This is a genomic window from Thalassospira marina (genome assembly GCF_002844375.1).
GTDB classification, from domain to species: domain Bacteria; phylum Pseudomonadota; class Alphaproteobacteria; order Rhodospirillales; family Thalassospiraceae; genus Thalassospira; species Thalassospira marina.
The window spans coordinates 133140-148512 of the sequence record NZ_CP024199.1 but is presented as its reverse complement, the minus strand read 5'-3'; the positions used below and the strand labels follow the sequence as shown (position 1 = coordinate 148512).

Genomic DNA, 15373 nt, shown 5'->3' with positions numbered 1-15373 from the left:
GTTTTTTTTATCAAAGACAGGCTTTTATAAAGGCAAACCACCCCAGGCAGCAAAGCAGGTGCAACCTGACGGCAGGTGAACTTAATCCTCGTCATCACCAAGGGTGCCATCAACCACGCTGTAATCGGGCGGCGGGGTGCGGCGGAAGGCTTCGGGATTGCCCTTTTTCTTCTCGCGGATGGTGCGGAAAAGCTGGCGACCATGAAACGGCACCGGTTTTTCCTCGGTCGGGCCGCCGGCACGTACCGGGCGCGGGGCAAAACGGCCCAAAGTGATCAGGCGGTCATACATCACGATATTGGCGGCGATGGCGACATTGATGCAAAATTTCATCGGGATTTTAAGGATGAATTCGCAATGTTCCTGGGTTTCGGGTGACAGATCACCGCGTTCAGGGCCAAAAACATAGGCTGCGCGCGCCGGATGTTTGAAGCTGGGCAGTTCGATGGCATCGGGTGTCAGTTCCACACCAACCAGGGTGCAGCCGGTTGGCAGCATCATGTTATCGAGGTTGGGAAAGTGGTAATAGGGCATTTGCTCGGACGCCTTGGAGGTGTCGGTTGCATGTGCTTCATCCGTTTGAAAATCGGCATCAACCGTAAAGGCAAAGCTGGCACCAAAGGCATGGGCCGAGCGAAACAGTGTGCCAACATTCAAAGGCTTGCTTGCACCTTCAATCCCGATCCCGAAATAACCGCGCATCATATTCCTCCGTGCTGCACGCCTTGTGCGCTTTCACACACTCCAAAATAAAAAATTGCCCCCCGGCTATAGCCCGAAGCCCCCGGCGGATCAAGCAAAGGGCCGCGCAAAAGCGCCGTTTTGCGCCTTTGGCAGGTATTTGGCGGCTTTGCCCAGCGGCAAAAGCTGAAAAACACACACCGTAAAGCGCACGGATCAAGCCACCAAATAACGGAAACATGACAGCCCGAAATGGCAAATACAGGCAACCCGCCACCGCATGACGGGAACATATGCACATATGGATCGTTCTAAAAACAGTTGGCCCGGCGGGAATGACGCCCTTCCCCCAGCGCGAAAATTCCCGCGGTCTACGCTGAATAAAAACGCATAATCCTAAATGACAGGACAGGAGATCCACGATGAATTGGGATCAAATCGAAGGCAAATGGAAACAGTTGCGCGGCAGCGTCAAACAGCAGTGGGGCAAACTGACAGACGATGATCTTGACCGCATTGATGGCAGCCGCGACCGCCTGGTGGGCAAGTTGCAGGAAGCCTATGGCGTTGAACGCGAAGAAGCCGACCGCCAGGTCAGCGCCTGGTTTGACCGGCTATAACAGATACCCGTTTTTCCGGTCAGATGCAGTCCTGGCCGGAAAAGCAAAACCGCAATCCTGATTGCGGCACGATACCAACCCCTTTTTACGCATCCTCCCGGCGTGAAAAGGGGTTTTTCGTATGCGCCAAATGCGCCCCGCCAGGCTGCGACGAACGCACAGCATGAAATGATGACTGGAATTTATGCTGGCGTGATTAAAACGGAATGTTAAAAATCAGCCAGCCTGTCACCAGGGCATATTACCGCAGATAAGGATTTCGGGTTTCACCATGGCTGTTTCATCACCCTGCATTGGCATATGCGAACTTGATGCGCAAAAGCAGGTTTGCACCGGGTGTTTTCGCCATATCGATGAAATCGGTGCCTGGCGCACGGCAAGCGATGGCCAGAAAAAACGGATTTTGAAAATGGCCCGGGACCGTAAAAAACAGCTTGAGAAAAGCTGAGGCAATACAGCCAGCTTTGGCCGCATCGCCCGCGTCACCCGCATCGCCATTAAACCACGATATATTGACTGGTGAGTTTGAGCGAAAACGGGATCAAGCCATCAATCCGATTTATATTGCGCATCGGTCTGGACCGAGGCCAGCGGAGCGGTAACAGGAATGACGATGCGGAAGGTTGTACCTTCGTTTTCCACGCTATTGACCGTGATTTCGCCCATCAAAACGCGGTTAACCACATTTGCCACCACGCTGAGGCCAAGGCCGCTGCCGCCGCTATTCCATTTGGTGGACCAGAAGGGTTCAAAAATGCGGTCGGCAAATTCGGCGGGGACACCAACCCCGTCATCGACAACCTCGATACAGATCGTTTCATTATTCAGTGCAAAGGCGCGCACCGATACCGTGCCGGATTTACGACCGGTAAAAGCATGAATTTTGGCATTTTGCAGAAGGTTAAGAATGATTTGGTCAATCGCGCTGGGATAACTTTCCATCATCAGCCCGGGGGGGCAGTCCTTGCGCACAACGATGCTGGATTTGCGAAATTCGGGACGGACCGTTTCCAGCAGTGAATTCAGGACATTCGCCAAATCAAACTTGCGGCGTTTTTGCGTGCTTTGATCAATGGCGGTGCGTTTGAAATGACCAATCAGGGCAACGGCGCGTTCGATATTGGACTGCACAATGCGACAGCCGCCCTTGAGATGATCAAGATGTTCATCAACGGTGCTGCGCCGGATTTGCGAGGATTTAAACGCCGCTCCCAGTTCATCGACATCTTCGGACAGGGCTGAAACCGTGGTCAGGGCATTGCCAATCGGCGTGCGCAATTCATGGGCGACACCCGCCACAATACGCCCCAACGATGCCATGCGCTGCACCTCCAGCAATTGTTCGTCAACACGTTGCTGCACATCTCGCGCCTGGCGACGTTTGATGGAATGATATGCCCCCACCCAGGATAAAGACCCGCTAAGCACCAGCCACATGGCAATAAAAATGAAATCGCGGCTTTCAAAGGCTGTCAGGCGGCTTTGCAAATTGGCACTGCCCAAAATCAGCAGGCTGTTATCCTCGACCCGGCGATTGACCAGCGCCCCACCCGCCACAATGCCCGACAGCGGCAGGCGGCGCACGGTATAAAGTGTGTCGCCATGTTCAAAAACACCAGACGTTGCCTCGTCTTTCAGTTTTTTCCACAAGGCAGGGTCGCTTTTTGACAGGGTAATGCCGCTTCCGGTCATGAAACCCCATAAATCCTGTTTGGGTTTGCCAGCCAGCCAGTAACCATCATTATTCAGCAAGGCCGTATCGACATCACGCAAACCGAAATAGCCAAATTCCGTCAGCATCTGTGACGCATCAATATTGAAAACGAGATAGCCTTCCTTCTTCCCATCATGATCAAGGATTTGCGTTACCAGCCGCACCGTCGGCCGCCAGGGCACCTCGATCATGCCGTTTTCAACATTCAAATCCAGTGCCGAGATATAAATCTCGTTCGCCATGATTTTGGTGGCGCGCTGGTAATAATAGCGGTCGGATTTATCCTGCAAATCCTGTTCGGGAATACGGGCAACCCGGTTGCCAATGCGATCCACCCGAACAATTTCCATGCCATCATTGGCAAGAATGCGGGCCTGAAAAATGTTGGGAAGCTGTTTGACGATCACGGAAAGGTGGTTGGCCGCGGCATCTTCGCTGGCAGGGAAATCGCGGATATCGTCGGTTTCTGCGGCAATCAGCAATTGCTGCTCGAAACTGATGAATGAATTATACAGCAGGTTTTCCCGGCGATTAACAATGCGTTCAAGAACCAGTTCACGGTCCTCGCGCAGGGATTTCTGCTCTGCCTGATACCAACCGAAAATGCCCGCCCCCAAAAGCAGCGTACACAACATGAAAATAAGGGCAAACAGCCACCAGAAATGCAATGACAACAAGGTGTTGTGCAAACTGCCCGCACCCGAAAGAAGGCCATCCTGGGCCCGTTTGATCATGGCGCGACGGGCGGCTGTCATTGGGTGATGACCCTGGACATATCCCAGTCTTTTTCCCAGGATATGAAATCGTTTTCAGGCATGGGCCGCCCATAAAGAAAGCCCTGCACATATTTCACGCCAATAAACCGCAGGATCTGGTGCTGTTCGACGGTTTCAACGCCTTCGGCCAAAACCTCCAGTCCAAGATTATCGGCAATGGTCTGGGTGGAGGCGGCAATACTTTGCCGGGCCGTAACCACCTGAAGCGGACTGACAAAGGACCGGTCAATTTTAACCTCGTCAATCGGCAGGCGGTCCAGATAGCTGAGCGAGGAAAAACCGGTGCCAAAATCATCCAGCGACAGGCGGAAACCGGCATCCTTTAGTTGGGAAATCACCGTGGCGCCCTCGCTTGCGCTTTGCATGGCGAAGCTTTCGGTAATTTCAAATTGCAGGTTATCGGGCCCAAGGCGGGCTTCCTGCACATGGCGCAGCAGGCGGGGGACAAAGCCCTTCTGGTTGATATCGGAAATCGACAGGTTCAGGGAAACCCGCAATTCGGGCAGTAACATTTGTTTCCGCCGCGCAACAAAGCGCCCTGCCGCCACCACTGCCTGAAAGGTCAGATCGGAAATAAGGCCGCTTTTTTCCGCCAGCGGAATAAACATTGCCGGGGATACCGGTTCGCCTTCAAATGTCCAGCGGGCGAGAATTTCCGCCCCGATAATGGTGCCCGTCGTTAGCGCGATTTGCGGCTGGAAATGGAATATAATATCGCCATTACGCAGGGCATCGTGCAAACCGCTGCGCAGGTGCACGGAACGGGCAATATTGTCTTCCAGATCGGGGGTATACAGCATGGCCTTGCCGGGCGTTTTTTGCGCGGCACGCAACAATGTGGTGCGCACGGCCCGGTCCACGGCGACAGATTCCCGGCTTTCAACACCTTCGCGCACCACGCCGATGGTGGCAGAAAGGGTGATGCTGTTATCATCCAGGATAAAGGCATGTTCAAAAATCGAAGACAGGATAGATTCGCCAATACGGCAACTGTCATCGATTACGGCAAGGCGAAATTCCCCCAGCCGGGCGACAAAGATGTTGTCGGCGATCATGGTTTTCATGCGCGCATGAACCGCCATGATCAGCCGGTCGACAAAGTCCATGCCAAAGGCAACGGCAAATTGCGGTGCCTCGTCAATGGAAACCAGCGCCACATGACAATGCCGGTCATGGATGTCGATAATATCGGAAAGCTTGCGGAAATAAGCATTGTGGTTGGGAATGCCCAGTTTCTGGTCAACAAATGCCAGTTCATCAAGCCGTTTGATCAGGGCCAGGTTTTCAAAACACAGCGCCAGATTGCCCGAAAACAGCCGCAGCAGCGAAAGGGCATCATTATCGACGCCACCAGCATGTTCAAAATAAACCAGCAATTCGCGGTCCCGATTGGCCGCAAACCGCATGGCAATGCTTTTGTTGATTAGAACGGGTTCGTGACTGTCAAAGGGCAAAGTGCACAGGGAATTTATGTCGATACCGGGCACGCTGGCGATATCAAGGCCGATCTGTTCGCTAAAACGGCCAAGACCAGCAATAATCGGCAGGCGCATCAAAGTGTCGCTGCCTTCCTGTGCCGGGCCGATGGCGCAAATGGCCCCTTCGGGTTCCAGATGCAACAGGGCGGCAAGCTGCACCAGCACACCCTGGGCAAACAAATCAAAGCTGCGGCGGCTATAAAGATCGCGTGTGCTTTGAATGATCAGTTCAAGGCCGCTTCGCGTTTGTTCAAGGGTATTGATGTAGTCATAGGCACGGATGGATGCCGTTAGTGTTGTAATCAGCCGGGTGCGGGTCAATTCATCCTTGGTGCGGTAATCATTGATATCATAATCCCGGATGATGCGGCTTTCGGGGGCATAACCGGGATGGCCAGTACGCAGGATGATGCGGGTTTTGGAATGGCCCTGTTCGCGCAGTTTACGCACCAGATGAAGACCGGCATGTTCTTCCTCCATCACGACATCAAGCAGCACCACTGCGATATCCTGATGTTTATTGAAAATGCGGTCGGCTTCCTGGCCGGAATGGGCATGGATCAGTTCAAGTGACCGGCCAAGAATGCTGACTTTACGCAGGGCAAATTCGGTAGCTTCGTGCACGTCAAGGTCATCATCTACAACCAGAATTTTCCAGGACGAAATCGCCGCAGGCTGCGCTGGCGCATCTATATGATCAGGCTGATCCCTGTCATCACCGGAACCGTCAAATATCTGGATAACGTCATTTTCATCGCTGGCCACTTTAATCCGATCCCCTTAATGCCTCACACATACGGCTGAAGGAATGGTCCTTCAGGAAATGAAAAATTGCCCCCCGCAATCCTTCACCCGTACGCTTAACAAATGGTCCGGATATGGTGTGTCAGTCCCGACATACCTGCCAGACCGCTTTCCCCTTCATTCATATCATCACACGATACTATGACGGGAAAAGCACAAATCAAAACACCTTTAAGTTTCTCCACCGATTTTGATGTATAGACTTTTGTGGAACATTCTGGTTACCCCCCGGATTGTTGTTCCGGACCAGCAATCCCATTTGGATAAAAGGTTTATCTAATGTGAGATCGGGACGATACCTGCGGTTGACAACCACCAATTTGATTAAAATTTTTAATTATTTACCAGAAACCTGCAATCGCCTTCGCATGTGCAACGGAAATCGCCGATCATGGAACAAAAGCCCCCCGCCCCCGCCAATGATGCCGCCAGCCTGCGCCGCCTGATGCGCCAGGCAGCCGAAGCCACCCTTGCCACCATCGCCCATGACCACGGGCAGGTTGAAAATGGCTGGCCGGTCGCATCCATGGTGCAGCCTGTTATCGATATTGATGGCACGCCGATCATTCTGATTTCAGAACTGGCCGACCATACCCGCCATATTCACCATGATCCGCGCATATCGCTGATGTTTCGCCCGGGCCCGATACAACAGGGTGCAATCGCCTGCACCGCAGCATCCAGCACGGCCCCAACAGTGTCGCAAAACCCGGCCCCGGCCCCCAATGCCCCGCCCGTTACCGATACCCAGCGCCTGACCATTTTTGGCCGTGCAAGCAGGGTAAAGGATACCCGCATCAAAAACCGTTACCTTGCGATCCAACCCGAAGCGGGGCTTTATGCCGGTTTTACCGATTTCGGATTTTACCGGGTTGATATTGAGGCCGCCTATTGGGTGGGGGGATTTGGCAAGCAGCGGCGTTTACGCGGCGATCAGTTATGTTGCAGCGATTGTGCAGACCTGATTACCGGCCATGATGCCCTGATTGCGGATTTGAACAAAACCCGGTCGGCACTGATTGCACAAATCGCACATTTGCATTTGCCCGGTGCGGGCGACTCCGAAACCGGGTGGAAGGTGGTGGCAATCGACTGTGACGGGGCAAATTTCACCTGTAACGATACAGTCTGGCGAATCGATTTTCCTCATACAATTGGCAGGGTTGAAGAAGCGCAAAACATTCTGGTGAAAATAGGTCAGAAAGGGAACGAAACCCCGGCATAAAACGGCAGATTTCCGGCGTTTTTTGCATATGTGAACATGCCATTTTCACATTCGGGAAAAGGGGGCAAATTGCGGGTTATTTGCCCAAAGCAGCGGTTGCTTTTGCCATGTCATTGTAACAATATGTCGCAATGTCAGGGACCCACCCCACGGGTTGCTTTCATATCACGTTAAACCCCAGACTTAGTTCCCACTAGGAGAGATCCGTGCTGCAATCAGGACCCGTTGTCAGCCGTGTAGGCCTTGATAAACATGGCCTCAAAAATCTTGGCGCCGTTCACTGGAATTTGGACGCCGCTGGCCTTTATGAACATGCCATCCGCCGTTCGGAAGGCAAAATTGCCAAGGGTGGCGCATTTGTCGCCCTGACCGGCGAACATACCGGCCGTTCCCCACAGGACCGTTATCTCGTCGAAGAAGATTCCATCAAGGCCGATATTGACTGGGGCGACATCAACCGCCCGGTTTCCGCCGAAGTTTTCGAGCGCATGTACCAGAAATTCCGCGCTTACTTCCAGGGAACCGAACTTTTCGTACAGGATTGTTACGCCGGTTCCGACCCGCAGTTCCGCCTGCCGGTGCGCATCATCAATGAAAATGCATGGCACAACCTTTTTGTGCGCAACATGTTCATTCAGCCGCCGAAAGAAGACCTGCGCGATTTCGACCCCGGCTTTACCATCCTGCATGCCCCGGGCCTGCAGGCCGACCCCGAAGTGGACGGCACCCGTTCAGAAATCTTCGTGATGGTCAGCTTTGAACGCAAAATGGTGCTGATTGGTGGCACCTGGTATGCGGGCGAAATGAAGAAGTCGATCTTCTCGGTCCTCAACTACATTCTACCAGCCAAAAATGTTCTGCCGATGCATTGTTCGGCCAATATCGGCCCGAACGGCGACACCGCCATTTTCTTTGGCCTGTCGGGCACCGGTAAAACCACCCTGTCTGCCGATGCATCGCGCACCTTGATTGGTGACGACGAACATGGCTGGGGTGAAGATGGTGTCTTCAACTTTGAAGGCGGCTGCTATGCGAAGGTGATCAAGCTTTCGCGCGAAGCAGAACCGGAAATCTATGCCACGACCGAAACCTTTGGGACGGTTCTGGAAAACGTTGTCATGAACAAGCAGACCCGCGAGCTTGACCTTGACGACCAGCGCCACACCGAAAACACCCGTTCGTGCTATCCGATTGAATTCATTCCGAATGCATCGGAAAATGGCCGTGGCGGCCACCCGAAAAACATTGTCATGCTGACCTGCGATGCCTTTGGCGTTCTGCCGCCGATCGCAAAGCTCAGCTCGGCACAGGCGATGTATCACTTCCTGTCGGGTTACACCGCGAAGGTTGCTGGCACCGAAAAGGGTGTCAAGGAACCGACCGCTGCGTTTTCCGCCTGCTTTGGTGCGCCGTTCATGCCGCGTCACCCGTCAGTTTATGCCAAACTTCTTGGCGAACTGATTGAAAAGCACGGTTCGGATTGCTGGCTGGTCAATACCGGCTGGTCCGGTGGTGGCTTTGGCGAAGGTGCCCGCATGAAGATCGGCTATACCCGTGCCCTTCTGAACGCAGCGCTGAACGGCGAACTGAACGACGTTCCGTTTGCGACCGATCCGTTCTTTGGTCTGTCCTATCCGACCGAATGCGGCGACGTCCCGGCAAGCGTTCTGAACCCGCGTGAAAGCTGGTCGAACAAGGCCGCCTACGACAAGGCAGCCGCAAATCTTACCGCACGTTTTGAAAAGAACTTTGCCAAGTTCGAAGAACATGTGGATGATGCAGTCAAAGAAATTGCTATTCGTAACAGCGCCGAAGTCAAAGCTGCCGAATAACACCTGCTTTGTTTAGCACCGAAAGGGTCGGTCCCAAATCGGGCCGGCCCTTTTTTTATGGTGCGAAACGGGCCAAAATAAAAAACGGTTCACAAAGAAACCGGCAACAGGGACTTAAAAACGTAAAAGCGAAAAACCGACTGCTTGGGGGAACTGGGATGACATGGTTTCGGGCCTGGAAATTGGGGATCGGCCTTTTGGCAACGATCCTGTTTTGTGCTGCCGGCATTTCCGCCCGCGCCGATGACAAACCCCGCCGTTCGGTCACAATGGCCTGCAATCCCTTTCCACCGTCAAAAATTGACAGCGATGGCGCCATGCCCGGCTATGACGTGGAAATTTTGCGGGCGGCCTTTGCTGTGGGCAATATTGCCGTTCACACGCCATTTTACCCGTGGAAACGCGCCTATCTGCTGGCCGAAGAAGGCCGGGTAGACGGGCTTTGTTCATGTTCCTACACGGTGGAACGTGAACGCGACATGCTGTATTCCGCCGAACTGGGCCGGGTGCGCATTGGCCTGTTTTCAATTGCGGGCCATGTGCCGCAACATATCACCGAACTGGCCGGGGCGCGCAATTTCCGCGTTGGCGTTGTTGGTGGCTATACCCTGCAAAAAGCAGCCGAAGAAGCCGGGTTAAGCGTGACCACGGCCACCAGCGAACAGATCCTGCTGGGAATGCTTTATAACAACCGCATCGACATGATCTATTCCTTCCGCGAACCGGTTCTTGTTGCGCAAAAAGACCGCAACATGCCCTTCGCCCTGGAATATCACGAGCTGAGCCAGGCACCCTATTACAGCTGCATTTCGCGCAAGGTTGATGATGCCTATTCCCTGCTGGAAACCCTTAATCGCGGGATCAATACCATTCGCGCCAACGGGGTTTATCATAGCATTCTGGAGAAATACGGCGTCGCCGAAGCCGCCGATTTCAAACCCACATCCTGGACCAACTAGGTAACGCAGCAACAGCCCCTAAGCCTGCGTTATTAATGCAGATAATCAAACAGGCTGAGATCGGCGACCTTGGCGACGGCAGAATACGAAGCCTCCAGCTGGACTGAAAGGGTATCAAGGCGGACCATGGCCTCGGCGATATCGACTTCGGACAGGTCCGAAACCATGCCTTCGGCGGTTAGTTGGAAATCGGTATGCATGTCGATGATAGATTCCAGTTCGGTATGCACCGATGACATCCGGGTTTGCTGTTCGCCAATGCCATCAAGGGCGCTGTTGATCAGGTCGGTTGCTTCGGCCAGGACATCGGTATCAATGGGATCAGTGCTGACATTGGCAACGATGTTGAGCGCACGTAATGCATTTTCAAAGGCATCCATATCGGCCGTGATGCCATATTCCACATTCATGCCATCGGCAACATGGGCCGATGCAACGTCGCTATTACCGGAATAATAGGAATAATCCGCGCTGGATGGCGAGGTTATGGCCCCATAACTGGTGCTGTCAACCTTGACCGGCAGGGTATCGGTTGCCGACCCGGCATAAAGATAGCGGCCTTCATATTGCGTATTTAACAGGGTCGCCATCGTATCAAGGACGGAACGTGCCGATTCATTAAGGCCAATCACGCTGCCCGTGCCGCTGCTTTGGGCTGCGGAAATATCGGTCAGCATTTCGGTCAGAACTTCGGTCATGCTGTTAAGGCTGTCATAATAAACATCCACCCGGCCCTGAATGTTTTCAGCCAGATCAGCATAGCTTGATGCCTGCGAAATTTCGGCAGAAAGGCTGGTCAGCACATAGGCCTGATCGGCAACACCGGCATAGTTGGTGGATTTGATGCCCGTCGTGCTTTGCCCGGACGCGGTATTAAGCTGGGTCTGGACATTGCGCATCTGAGTGATCAGGGATTGCTGCATGGCGGATGTGGAAACTCTCATGTTATCAAACCGTTACTGAACCATTTCCAACAGGGTATCCATCATCGATTTGGTGATATCGATAACGGAAGCGGCGGCGCTATAGGCACTTTCAAGATTGCTGAGTGTGAGGGCCTCTTCATCGAGATTGACGCCATACTGGTTGGAAAAGCTTTCCACCAGGTCGTCATAGGCGGTGCTGGCAACATCGGAATTTGTTTGGGCATCGGATGCCTGGCGCGCCACATCCGAGAGGATTTCGGCAGCATAATTCGACAGACTGGACGATGTCGCCCCCATGCCCCCGGCCGCGTCAAATGACAGGTTATCGTCAAACAGATCGGAAAGGCTGGTGGCGATATCAGCCGTACCAACGGCAATAACGTTATCGCCCACCGCCAGTGTCGCATCGGACGATGCACTGCCCGATGGCAGCAGGGACGGGTTATCCGCCCAGGCAGAATTAAGCGAAATATCGGCCGCACTGGTGCCGGTGAACATATCGTTCAGGCCGAAATAATCGGAAAAACCCTGGTCATCAGCGCCAATCGCGGCATCCATATTGGCAATGGCGAGATTAACATCGTCACTGTTGGTCCCAATGCTTAGCGTGCCATCGCTGTTAAAGGTCGCGGTCAAATTACCGCTGGCATTGATGGCATCGGCCAGGTCCTGCACGGTTGAAACCGTTGATAAATCAATATCGACAATTTCAACGGCATTGCCGCTGTCATCCGTTGCGATCAGGCGCACGGTGCCACTGCCCGAAAGGGCATCTGTCGCGGCAACATCGTGGCTTGATGTCAGATCGCTGACACCGGGATAGGCCGTACCCTGATTGGTAATCGCATTGACGCTGTCCATCAGGGTTACGGCAAGGTTATCAAGCTGGTCCTGGATATCGGGCAGGGTTTCATCACGCAGTTCGATCAATCCGCCCAGCGTGCCGCCCGTAATGGAACCGGTAACCGCTTTGCCATTTACCGTGATATCGCCAAATGTGGTATCGGCCCCAACCGCACCGGATGGTGTATAGGAAAGTTCGTTCACCTGGCTTCCCACCAGCTGGGTGCCGCCCAGATAGACCTGGGTCTGATTGGTCGAATCAGTGAAATAGGTGACATTGACCAAGGCTGAAAGGTCATTGATCGCCTGGTTGCGGGCATCGGTCAGTTCGCTTGCCGCGACCGTATTGCTGGCAAGGCCGGTTAACTGTTCATTGTAGGACTGAATTTGATAAAGCAGGTTATTTACCTGTTCGACCGTTTCATCGATTTTCTGATCGGCATTCCCGCGTTCATCCTGCACGGTTTGCGACAGGGAATTCAGGTTATCGGCGATCTCGCTGGCATCACCCAGAACAAGCGATTTTTGCGATGTGCTGCCGGCATTGGTTGCCAGTGTTGCCAACGATGTTTCCAGATCCGTGATCATGGTCGAAAGCGAGTTATCCTCGCCCACCGTGCCAAAGGCGGAACTGACCGTGGTTAGCGGGTTTGTGAAAACATCGGCATAGCCGCTTTCGGTGGCGGACTGGCTGATCGATTTCAACAGATAGCTATCAACCGTTGAACCGGTTGCCGTAACTGTAACGCCCGTTGTCGCCCCCGCCAGCGTATTGGTTGCAAGACTTTGGCTTTTGGCGGTGTACCCTTCGACCGAGGCATTGGCGATATTGTTCGACGCCACCGCAATGCCGGACTGGCTGGCCTGAAGCGAGCTTAGCGCTGCTGACTGTGCGGCACGGATGGACATGGTTGCAGCCTTCAATACGCGAAAAGAAAAGCGGGAATAACGGGAAAGCCGGTAATCACAGTTTCATGTTCAGAAGAATGTGCGAAAAATCACCGGCAAGGCCGCCATCACGGCCATAGATGGTTGCGCTATCGGGGCGCACGGCCTGCCAGGCGGCACGGATGCGTTTCAGACAGGCATCCCGCCGGGCAACCAGCCGGTTATTGTTGCGATCAAGCTTCTTTTTCAGTTCGGAAACCATGAAATAGCTGTCGTTAAAGCAGGCCAGCGGCCCCTTGGCCGGCATTTGCGCAAATTCGGCCCGCATGGCGATTTGCAAACGTTTTTGCAAAACGACCTTTTCACTGGTGATATCGGGCAGCAGGTCATATTGCGCCTGTTCAAGAATGCGCCATTCAACATCCAGCAGCGTATCCAACCGCGAAAGGATATCACGCAGGTCATCCCCTGCACCTTCGGCCTGCATTTGTGATGCGCCCTGCGTCGTGGCGGCAGCGGCTATAACTCTGGCCTGTGAATTTTCAGAATTTTGGGTCATGTCAGGGGCCTTTGGTTGCCTAGTTCACCGCGGAAATCAGCGTGTCATACATATCCGAGGTGGTTGAAACCACCTGGGCCGCAGCCGAATAGGCCTGCTGGGCGATGATCATTTTGGAAAATTCGGTGGTGGTATCGACGGTGGAACTTTCCAGTGAATAGCTGGAAATATCGCCCGTACCGCCATTGCCGGGAGTGTTCAGCACATAATCGCCCGACACGTTGCTTTGTTTAAAAACCGTGTCGGAATAGGCAGTTAAACCATCGGGGTTGGTGAAATCGGCCAGAACCACCTGATAGATCGGCATGGTGGAACCGTTTTCAAATGTGACGGACACCAGCCCATCGGCAGATACGGAAACCGATTCAACCTCGCTGTAATTGCTGCCATCACTGGTGACGGAATAAAGCGTCATATCGCCATCACCGTCTTTCGAGGCCGACTGCTGCAATCCGTCCGTGCTGCCTGCCGTGCCGAAATCATTGGTGATCGTGCTGTCATTCGCACCCGACGTCCAACCAGTAATGCTTAGCGTTGAGGTGCCCGTTACATCTGTGCCGGTGCCATCGGTCACGGCGGAAAGATTGCCGTTACCATCAAAGGTAATGGTCAGCGGCCCGCCCGATGATGTGCCGGTTACCGTGGTGCCATCCGATGTAAGAACCGGGTCACCATAGGTAAGCTGCCATTCATTGGTGCCAGTTTTTTCATAGGTGTAGGTCACGGTATTGCTGGTACCGAGGGAATCAAACACCTCGACATCGACCGAAAAACTGTCACCGACTTCGGCATCGGCGGGCAGGTTCATCACGGTTGAGATGTTCGATGTGGCATCTGCCGTGCCGGTAAGTTCATTCAGGTTGATCGTGCTAAGGGCCGATGTGGAACTGGGCACGGTGCCCGATGCCGGATTGCCGCTTTCATCGACGGCATAGCCCATCAGGTAATAACCGGCACTGTTGACAAGGTTGCCTTCGTCATCGGTATCAAAATCACCAGCGCGGGTGTAATACACATCGCCGCTGGCATCGGTGACGACGAAAAAGCCATCACCGGAAATCGCCAGGCTGGTCACATCGGAATCCGACTGCAGCAAACCTTGCGAGCTGATATTGGTAAGCGTGTTGGTGGTTACACCATTGGCGTAACCCTGGGTCGATGAACCGGGATTGGTCACCAGCGAGGAAAAGGATGCGCTGCTATCCTTGTAACCGATCGTGCCGCTATTGCTGATGTTGCCGGAAATAACACCCAGCGAGGTGGACTGGGCATTTAACCCCAATACGGCAGAATTCAATGCGCTGCTCAGGCTCATGATATCAATCCTTCACATCAGGAAACGGTTTGCGCACCCTGGACATCGTCCAGATCGACATCAACGCCATTGACGTAAAGCACGGCGTCATCGCCGGTCAGATCAAGGGCGGATACAACGCCGGTCATCAGGGTTTGGGAATCAATGGCATTGCCACTGCTGTCCGTTGCCGTGACCGACAGGGTATAAACACCCGACGTCGCTACCGTTCCCTCGCTTTGGGTGCCATCCCAGACAAAATTGTTGGAGCCTTCATTGCCGGTCGTGGTGGTTTGATAAACCACATTGCCGTCATCATCGGTGACCTTGAGATTGACGCTGGCAGCATCGTCATCGAGGACGAAATACCACTCGGCTTCGCCATCTTCGAGCGGGGCGCTATCGCCAAGGGCAACGATATCGGTGCCAAGATAGGACTGCGCTGCCGAGTTTTCGACAACCCCCTGCAACGATTGCAGCGAACTGCTGAGATCGGTCAGCAGGCTGTTATTTTGCTCAGCCAGGTTAAGCTGCTCGAAGGTGGCAAGCTGCGTGGTGATTTCCGAGGTATCTTCGGGATCGGTGGGGTTCTGGTTCTGCAACTGGGTCAGCAGCAGCGTCATATAGGTATCGTAGGTCGACGAGGCCGCGCTGGAAGCCGAACTGCTGCTGGTGCTCGATGTGGACGAAGATGTCGTCGCACTCGATGTTGCGGCACTCAGGGTGCTGGTGGTCAAACCGCTCAGGAAACTCATCACCGCCTCCGGGAAATAA

Annotated in this window: 13 protein-coding genes; 5 read left to right on the top strand and 8 right to left on the bottom strand. The window is 53.8% G+C overall.

What is annotated here, in order from left to right; translation table 11 throughout:
* Nucleotides 1–81: 81 nt before the first annotated feature.
* Nucleotides 82–702 carry an RNA methyltransferase gene (locus CSC3H3_RS00665; RefSeq protein WP_101267284.1) on the bottom strand — a complete coding sequence of 207 codons (621 nt, stop codon included), beginning with the start codon at nt 700–702 and terminating at the stop codon, nt 82–84.
* A gap of 401 nt (nt 703–1103) precedes the next feature.
* Between CSC3H3_RS00665 and CSC3H3_RS00660 the strand changes: the two genes are divergently transcribed.
* Together CSC3H3_RS00660 and CSC3H3_RS00655 are read left to right on the top strand one after the other, a co-directional pair.
* Nucleotides 1104–1301 carry a CsbD family protein gene (locus CSC3H3_RS00660; RefSeq protein ID WP_101283058.1) on the top strand — a complete coding sequence of 66 codons (198 nt, stop codon included), beginning with the start codon at nt 1104–1106 and terminating at the stop codon, nt 1299–1301.
* A gap of 271 nt (nt 1302–1572) precedes the next feature.
* Nucleotides 1573–1749 carry a DUF1289 domain-containing protein gene (locus tag CSC3H3_RS00655; protein ID WP_101267364.1) on the top strand — a complete coding sequence of 59 codons (177 nt, stop codon included), beginning with the start codon at nt 1573–1575 and terminating at the stop codon, nt 1747–1749.
* Between the two features lie 101 nt (nt 1750–1850).
* Here the strand turns inward: CSC3H3_RS00655 and CSC3H3_RS00650 are convergent, their stop codons facing one another.
* Nucleotides 1851–3770: a sensor histidine kinase gene (locus tag CSC3H3_RS00650; RefSeq protein ID WP_101283056.1), complete on the bottom strand. Its 1920-nt coding sequence runs from the start codon at nt 3768–3770 to the stop codon at nt 1851–1853.
* The gene (locus tag CSC3H3_RS00645) at nt 3767–6034 is read right to left on the bottom strand and encodes an EAL domain-containing protein (protein ID WP_101283054.1); all 2268 of its coding nucleotides are present in this window, start codon (nt 6032–6034) and stop codon (nt 3767–3769) included. The genes CSC3H3_RS00650 and CSC3H3_RS00645 overlap by 4 nt, the downstream gene beginning before the upstream one ends.
* Before the next feature lie 430 nt (nt 6035–6464).
* Between CSC3H3_RS00645 and CSC3H3_RS00640 the strand changes: the two genes are divergently transcribed.
* The 3 genes from CSC3H3_RS00640 (at nt 6465) to CSC3H3_RS00630 (ending at nt 10089) form a co-directional block, all read left to right on the top strand.
* The gene (locus CSC3H3_RS00640; protein ID WP_101283052.1) at nt 6465–7298 is read left to right on the top strand and encodes a HugZ family pyridoxamine 5'-phosphate oxidase; all 834 of its coding nucleotides are present in this window, start codon (nt 6465–6467) and stop codon (nt 7296–7298) included.
* Between the two features lie 206 nt (nt 7299–7504).
* Complete coding sequence (locus tag CSC3H3_RS00635) at nt 7505–9130, top strand: phosphoenolpyruvate carboxykinase (RefSeq protein ID WP_101267371.1); 1626 nt, start codon at nt 7505–7507, stop codon at nt 9128–9130.
* 158 nt (nt 9131–9288) lie between these two features.
* Complete coding sequence (locus CSC3H3_RS00630; protein WP_101267372.1) at nt 9289–10089, top strand: substrate-binding periplasmic protein; 801 nt, start codon at nt 9289–9291, stop codon at nt 10087–10089.
* 32 nt (nt 10090–10121) lie between these two features.
* On the opposite strand, the gene CSC3H3_RS00625 is transcribed toward CSC3H3_RS00630, so the two are convergent.
* Genes CSC3H3_RS00625 through CSC3H3_RS00605 form a run of 5 tightly spaced genes read right to left on the bottom strand, consistent with a single transcriptional unit; the run spans nt 10122 to nt 15354 of the window.
* On the bottom strand, nt 10122–11033 hold the full coding sequence (locus CSC3H3_RS00625) for a flagellin (protein WP_101283050.1): 912 nt from the start codon (nt 11031–11033) through the stop codon (nt 10122–10124).
* Nucleotides 11034–11045: 12 nt separating this feature from the next.
* Nucleotides 11046–12767 carry a flagellar hook-associated protein FlgK gene (gene flgK, locus CSC3H3_RS00620; RefSeq protein WP_101283048.1) on the bottom strand — a complete coding sequence of 574 codons (1722 nt, stop codon included), beginning with the start codon at nt 12765–12767 and terminating at the stop codon, nt 11046–11048.
* 55 nt (nt 12768–12822) lie between these two features.
* Nucleotides 12823–13305 (bottom strand): hypothetical protein, encoded by a 483-nt coding sequence (locus tag CSC3H3_RS00615; protein WP_101283046.1) that lies wholly within the window; start codon nt 13303–13305, stop codon nt 12823–12825.
* A gap of 19 nt (nt 13306–13324) precedes the next feature.
* A complete protein-coding gene (gene flgE / locus CSC3H3_RS00610) occupies nt 13325–14620 on the bottom strand; it encodes a flagellar hook protein FlgE (RefSeq protein ID WP_101267380.1) in 1296 nt (431 codons plus the stop codon).
* Nucleotides 14621–14637: 17 nt separating this feature from the next.
* Nucleotides 14638–15354: a flagellar hook assembly protein FlgD gene (locus tag CSC3H3_RS00605; protein WP_101283044.1), complete on the bottom strand. Its 717-nt coding sequence runs from the start codon at nt 15352–15354 to the stop codon at nt 14638–14640.
* Between the last annotated feature and the right edge of the window lie 19 nt (nt 15355–15373).